Annotated in this window: 5 protein-coding genes and 1 pseudogene; 2 read left to right on the forward strand and 4 right to left on the reverse strand. The window is 69.5% G+C overall.

The genetic code is table 11. The features are described 5' to 3' along the window. Positions 1-166: pseudogene (locus ACWCQ6_RS36335) on the reverse strand (integrase core domain-containing protein); the annotation flags it as partial. Between the two features lie 9 nt (positions 167-175). Between ACWCQ6_RS36335 and ACWCQ6_RS36340 the strand changes: the two are divergent. Next, positions 176-448 (forward strand): hypothetical protein, encoded by a 273-nt coding sequence (locus ACWCQ6_RS36340; protein WP_451096661.1) that lies wholly within the window; start codon positions 176-178, stop codon positions 446-448. 236 nt (positions 449-684) lie between these two features. Here the strand turns inward: ACWCQ6_RS36340 and ACWCQ6_RS36345 are convergent, their stop codons facing one another. Both ACWCQ6_RS36345 and ACWCQ6_RS36350 read right to left on the reverse strand, forming a co-directional pair. Then, complete coding sequence (locus tag ACWCQ6_RS36345) at positions 685-1,077, reverse strand: immunity protein Imm33 domain-containing protein (protein WP_451096663.1); 393 nt, start codon at positions 1,075-1,077, stop codon at positions 685-687. Between the two features lie 197 nt (positions 1,078-1,274). Then, entirely contained in the window at positions 1,275-1,586 is a 312-nt protein-coding gene (locus ACWCQ6_RS36350) for a hypothetical protein (RefSeq protein ID WP_451096665.1), read from the reverse strand. A gap of 433 nt (positions 1,587-2,019) precedes the next feature. Here ACWCQ6_RS36350 and ACWCQ6_RS36355 point away from each other — a divergent pair, with 433 nt between their 5' ends. Beyond that, a complete protein-coding gene (locus tag ACWCQ6_RS36355) occupies positions 2,020-2,511 on the forward strand; it encodes a MarR family winged helix-turn-helix transcriptional regulator (protein WP_451096667.1) in 492 nt (163 codons plus the stop codon). Between the two features lie 30 nt (positions 2,512-2,541). Here ACWCQ6_RS36355 and istB read toward each other — a convergent pair whose 3' ends face one another. Further along, positions 2,542-3,399, reverse strand: a complete 858-nt coding sequence (gene istB, locus ACWCQ6_RS36360; RefSeq protein ID WP_451096669.1) for an IS21-like element helper ATPase IstB — start codon at positions 3,397-3,399, stop codon at positions 2,542-2,544. Between the last annotated feature and the right edge of the window lie 148 nt (positions 3,400-3,547).

A 3,547-nucleotide genomic window follows, 5' to 3' on the forward strand; every position in this document is an offset into this window, starting at 1 on the left:
GGTGGCAGTACCAGTCGACCCACTCGGCCGTCGCGAGTTCGACTTGGGAAAGTGTCCTCCAGGGCCGGCCGGATTTGATCAGCTCGGTTTTGAAGCGTCCGATCGCGGACTCCATGAGGGCGTTGTCGTAGGCGTCACCGACCGAGCCGATCGAAGCAGCGATGCCCACGGCGTCGTGCCCGGTGTCCGGGGGCAGGTCATCGCGGAGTACATCTCCCCGGAGCTGACCGGCAAGCCAGCCCTCACGGCTCTGGGTGTCGTCAGCCGGCGGATGAACACGGCCGCCCGCGAGCTGTGGGCCCGGGGAATGCCCTTCGTGATCGACGAGGTCAAGCGCATCCGGACCGTCGACCGATCGGTGGCCGCGATCCTGCTCGACGCCCTCGCCGAACATCCCTTGTGGCCTCGGCTGCGCCACCACAGCAACCCGCCCGCGCTCGGCTCCTGAGCCCAGCCGTCTCCTGCTGGGCAAGCCGTCCTCACGGGCGGCTTGCCCACCCGGGCTGACCAGGAACAACGGGCGATGTCCGATTTGACGGGCTCTCACGAGCGAGGGTCAGACCGGGGTCAGGCCAGGGACCCCATCGACGTCCTCGCCGGGCGTCAGGCACTCCTGCAGCGCCCGATGACGTCGGGCGGGTGCGACTCGATCCGACGTGCGCTGCCGACCGCCGCCACAGGTCGTCAGGAGCCGTGCTCCGGGTTCGTGTCCGCGCGGTGCTGTGGCGGTACGTAGAACGCGGTGCGCGGGACCTCGTGGCCCGAGGTGATGTCGACGATGCGTATTCCCTGGCCTTCGCGCACGATCTGGAGGTCCGAACCGATCGGGAAGTCGTAGATGCCGATGAGGGCTGGCTCGATGGCGCAGAGCTCGTTGAAATCGGCGATCACCCAGTTCTCCGTGTCCGACAGGTATGCGCTCGTGTCGGTGTCGCCCAGGACGCGCCAGCCGTTGTCGGCCGGCTGCCGGGAGGGTTTGCGGTGCACCCAGCGGACGCGACTCTCGCCCGCGAGGACGCTCCTCGTCACCAGGCTCGCTCCAGCGCCGGGGATGAACTCGGGGTACGACCGGGACATGCGTTCCTCCTCAGGTGGTCTGGGCGAGTGTCCCATGGGCCGCGCCGGGCGCCCGGCCCGCAGTCGTCTTCCTGCCTGCCGACGGGGGATCCGAGGCGTCGCGTACGTCCGTCCTGAACCTCCGCGCGGGGGCTGCTGTGATCCCTTCCGCGACGTCCCGACGCCGCTTCCCTGGGCGCTGGCGACCGGGGGAGCGATCAGGCGTCCGCTTCCCCTCGATCGATGTCGAACTTCTCGAGCGGTGTGCGCACGCCGTCCCGGAACGCTTTGAGGCCGGCTTCGAAGTCGACCGCCGAACCCACGAAGAGGGCCGTCTCGTCGGGCGCGACGTAGATCTTGCCGCCGCCGCGGGCGGCGTGCACAAGGCAGACACCGAGGCCGTCGGGGAGCTCGACGACGCTCACCACCGGATCGTCCGCGAGCTTGGCGAAGAGGGCGCGGCCGACCGCGACCAGCCGGCTCCCGCCGGAGATGGGCATGACCGGGTGGGAGCTTTGGAACCTCGTCATGTGTGCCTTCCTCGGACCGGCGTGCGCCGCAGCGGCACGTGGGATGACTTGCTGGCCGGTCTGCCGTGGGGCGCAGCATCTCACCAAGTCCGATGTCGACGGCCTTTTGGCCTGGGTGTCACGCCGCAGTGGCTGCCGAGTGGAGCCTGCTCCGCAGAATCGCGTACGGCATTGCGGGCAGCCGACGGGACGACGAGCACGTGATCTGGGCAAGCCCGTTCGTCTACAACGGCCCACATACCCGACGGAGGGCCTGAGCCCAGGAAAGATGGCCCGTACCGGACAACAGGCCGCACTGTCAACGGACAGCGGGCCGTCCGGGTGAGCGGACATCTCAGATCCTTGTGCGTGGACAGTTGACCTCCCTGCCCGGTACGACTATTCGTCCCTCGGATGGGGGTGTGTGAGCGTTGGGGGATATAGCGTCGCGGTCATGGGACCGCTGACTGACATCACCACCGACCAGGCGCCGGCTGATCCGGCCGCCACCGACGACATGCTGGCCACCCAGCCCATTGGCTACTGGAGTGGCCTCGCCCACGTAGCCGTCACCCGGCATCTGCGTGACGCTATGGCCAGGATCGACGTCACGCAGCCGCAGTACTGGGTGCTCAACCGGGTAAACGGCGGCCCCGCGGCGCCGAGTCGCGAGGAGGTCGTCATCCAGCTGACGCCCCTCGCGGACGGGCCGCATGAGATCGCTCGTGTCATCGACCAGCTGTTCCACCGCGGCTGGCTCCGGATCGACGCCGGGCAGCGCCTGCAGCTCACCGATGCCGGGGAGGCTGCCAGGGTGCGGCTGCGCGAGCTGGTGACCGAGCTGCGCGCCGTGGCCCACGAGGGCATCAGCGACGAAGAGTATGTGGCCGCGCTCAAGGTGCTGCGCAGGATGGTCGCCAACGTCGAGGAGGCCGGGGGCTCCTAGGTTCTGTCTCTTTGGTCAGCCGACGAACCGTCAAGGAGACGCGCTCTGGCCTGGCTGGTTCAGCGGGACGACGCCCCGGCCGGTGGTGGCCTGGGTCAGCCGCAGGCTGGAGCCTTCGGTGAGGACGATGTGGGCGTGGTGCAGGAGCCGGTCGACGGCGGCGGTGGCCAGGGTCTTGGGCATGATCGAGTCGAAGCCTGAGGGGTGCAGGTTCGAGGTGACGATCACGGACCGGCGTTCGTAGGCGGCGTCGATGACGCGGTAGAACGCTTCGGCGGCGGCCTGTCCGGAGGGCAGCATGCCGATGTCGTCGATGATGATGAGGTCGCATCGGGTGATCTTCGCGACGGCCTTGGAGACGGTGTTGTCGACGGTCGCCCGACCCAGGTGGGCGGTGAGCGATTCGAGGGTGAACCAGGAGACCTTCAGCCCCTCGTCGATGGCCTTGTTCGCCAGGGCCTCGGCGAGATGGCTTTTGCCCGTGCCGGAGGGCCCGGCGACAGCCAGATTTTCCGCGCGGCCGATCCATTCCAGCGTCATCAAGGCCTGCTGGGTCGGGGCCGGGATGGAGGAGTCGGCGTCGCGCCAGGAGTCGAAGGTCTTGCCCGACGGGAGCTGGGCCTGCTGGCGGTGGTTGCGGCGGGTCGCCTCGTCCCGGCCCTTGATCTCTTCCTCCAGCAGGATTCGGACCACTTCGGCAGGGTCCCAGCGTTGAGATCGGGCGGTGGCGAGGACTTCGGGGGCCGCCCGGCGCAAGTACGGAAACCGCATCCGCTTCAGGACGGCCTCCAGCTCGATGGGGATCGGCGGCGGTGCCGGCGACGGCGGGACCGGGGACGGGGCCGGAACCACTTCGGGTGGATCAGCAACAGCGGTGGTGTTCATCATCGACTGCCTTTCTGCGGCGGACTGTTCGGGCTTGCCGGTCCCGGGGGGGGGGGGGGGGCCGGGGGGGGGGGGGGGGGGCGGGGGGGGGGGGGGGGGGCGCCCCCGGGAGGAGCCGGGGGGGGGGTGTGGGTGGTGTGGGGGCGGAGCC

This window comes from Streptomyces sp. NPDC001880, assembly GCF_053594575.1.

What these genes read in the sequence shown, in the direction of transcription:
- ACWCQ6_RS36345 (WP_451096663.1), bottom strand. Translation starts at nt 1,077, where the DNA reads ATGTCCCGGTCGTACCCCGAGTTCATCCCCGGCGCTGGAGCGAGCCTG.
- ACWCQ6_RS36350 (WP_451096665.1), bottom strand. Translation starts at nt 1,586, where the DNA reads ATGACGAGGTTCCAAAGCTCCCACCCGGTCATGCCCATCTCCGGCGGG.
- ACWCQ6_RS36355 (WP_451096667.1), top strand. Translation starts at nt 2,020, where the DNA reads ATGGGACCGCTGACTGACATCACCACCGACCAGGCGCCGGCTGATCCG.
- istB (WP_451096669.1), bottom strand. Translation starts at nt 3,399, where the DNA reads ATGATGAACACCACCGCTGTTGCTGATCCACCCGAAGTGGTTCCGGCC.